The following is a 2,219-nucleotide window of genomic DNA, read 5'->3' as shown; positions in this document are numbered from 1 at the left end:
GGGTGGCCGCGTCGATGGCGCCCGGGGCGGGCTTGTCGCTGACGCCCTGGGCGACCGTGGCGGTGAGGGCCGCGCTGGCAGCACCCGCACCGCGAACGCCGGCACCGGCATCCAGCACGGCGACCGCGTCGTTGACCACCTCGACGTGAGCGTTCGGGAGGAGACCGGTGAGCGCGGTGCGATGCGCCTCCTCGTCGCCGGGGAAGTCGAGTCCCGCGACCGCGGCGAGCACCCGGGCGACGGCGCGCACCGGGATGTCGCCCGCCTCACGAAGAGCATGGGAGACCGCGTCGGACACTTCCGCCGGCCCGCCGCCGCTGCCGGGCGCGATGATGCGGGCGAACTCGAGCACCCGTCCGGTCACCGCACGGTCATCTTGGCCGGCGAACGGACGGAGCAGGACGATCTCGGTCTTCGAGTTGCCGCCGTCGATCGCCAGCCAGACGGGACCCGCCGCGGCGTTCTGGGGGTGGGATGTGGTGGACAGCGTCGTTCCTTTCGCGGACGTCCTGCACGCGCGCCTCCATCCTGTCGCAAATGTGGGAACGTTGCCAGCCGCTTGTTCGGCCGCTCTGGTGCGAGACGTACTGCGGTCCGCGCCGCCCCTCCGCACCGCCGCGAACGAGGTCCGCCGCCGCCTCTCTCGATCGAGGGGCGCGAAGATGTCGCTGTGCGCGCGGAATCGCGACACAACGACGCCCCTCGACGCCGGGAGAGGGCTGCGCGAACGGAGCCCCGAAAGGCTCGAAAGTGCCGCTATCCGCACGGAATAGCGACACAACGACGCCCCTCGTGGCTAGCGCACGTGGTGCCGCGTCGAGGGGCGTCACGATGCCGCTATCGGAGCCCGATAGCGACACAACGGCGCCCCTCGACGCCTCCGGCGCCGCTCGGCGACGGACGCGTGCCGCGAGTCGCGTGTCGCGTCGCAACGGGCGCAGCGCTCGCGCCTGGCTCTGGCTACGCCCGCGGGGCCGCCGTCGAGCCTCGGGGCAGGACCTGCGCCTCCAGCACGATCCGCTCGGGCTCGGCGGAGGGGTCGGCGAGGCGCGCCAGCAAGCGGTCGAGCGCGGTCTCGCCGAGGGCGACCGCATCCTGAGCCACGGCGGTGATGCCGGGGTTGACCATGCTCATCCACTCGGAGTCGTCGAACGAGACCACGCTGACGTCGTCGGGGATGCGCAAGCCGAGGTCGTTGGTGGCGCGCCACACACCCTCGGCCAGGAGGTTGTTGGCGGCGAAGATCGCGGTCGGGTGGTCGCGGCGGGCCAGGATGTCGATGGCGGAGCGGCGGGCCTCGTCGGCGTCCCAGCCGGCCGGGATCACGAGTGCGGGGTCGGGCTCGATGCCGGACTCCTCCAGCGATCGACGGTAGCCAGCAGCACGTTCGCCACCGGTGGTCCACGTGGTCTCGTCGATGAACAACGCGATGCGACGGTGCCCGAGGTCGATGAGGTGGTCGGTCATCCGGCGCGCGACACCCGCGTTATCGATGATGACGGCATCGCAGCGGCCCTCGGAGAACTGGCGGTCGGCCTCGATGACGGGGATGTGCTGGCGCAACAGATACTCGGACACGTCGCCGGACAGGGGCGTCACGATCACCCCGGCCACGCGCGTTGCGACGAAGGCGCGGGCCGCGTCGATCTCGGCCTCGGTGGAGCCCTGGTCGTCGACGAGCATCATCGTGTAGCCCTCGCGGCGAGCGCGCGCGGCGATTCCGGCCGCGAGGTCCGCGTAGAAGGCGTTGCGGAGGTCGGAGACGAGGACGCCGATGGTGCGGCTGTCCTGCTTGCGAAGGCTGCGGGCCATCGCGTGCGGAACGTACCCGAGCGCCTCCGCTGCGTCGAGCACCCGCTGCCGGACGCCCGCCGCCACGTATCCCTCGCCGCTCAGCGCGCGCGACGTCGTGGACTGCGAGACGCCGGCCTCGCGTGCGACGTCCTTCAGCGTCGCGCGGCGGGGCACGCCCTCCTGGTCCAGCTCGCTCATCGACACCCTTCCTCCGGCGCCGGACCCCCGGACGCCGAGCGCGAATCCACACTAATGGGCGGCGACCCCAGGCGGCGGAGGGTGCAGCAATATCTGAACTGGCACCGGAGCGGTCGAGCCTGTGGAGAGGCAGGCACGCGTCTCCACAGGTCGCCACACGCCCTTTGCCGAGTCGTGAGCGCATGTCGCCACACATCCGCCGCCGAGTCTGTCTCTTATACACATCT

1 protein-coding gene and 1 pseudogene are annotated in these 2,219 nt (G+C 71.6%); both read right to left on the bottom strand.

Going from position 1 to position 2,219, the window contains the following annotated elements; translation table 11 throughout:
- Window positions 1-364 (bottom strand): annotated as a pseudogene (locus ACR9ZG_RS18695) (BadF/BadG/BcrA/BcrD ATPase family protein); the annotation flags it as partial.
- A 596-nt stretch (window positions 365-960) separates the two neighbouring features.
- Complete coding sequence (locus ACR9ZG_RS18690) at window positions 961-1,992, bottom strand: LacI family DNA-binding transcriptional regulator (RefSeq protein ID WP_481286346.1); 1,032 nt, start codon at window positions 1,990-1,992, stop codon at window positions 961-963.
- Window positions 1,993-2,219 lie beyond the last annotated feature (227 nt).

It is taken from the genome of Leifsonia sp. KNZ12-8B, assembly GCF_056755495.1.
This window is presented reverse-complemented; position numbering and strand designations above follow the sequence as displayed.

Excerpts from the sequence above, each read along its gene's own strand:
- ACR9ZG_RS18690 (WP_481286346.1), bottom strand. The coding sequence starts at position 1,992 with ATGAGCGAGCTGGACCAGGAGGGCGTGCCCCGCCGCGCGACGCTGAAG.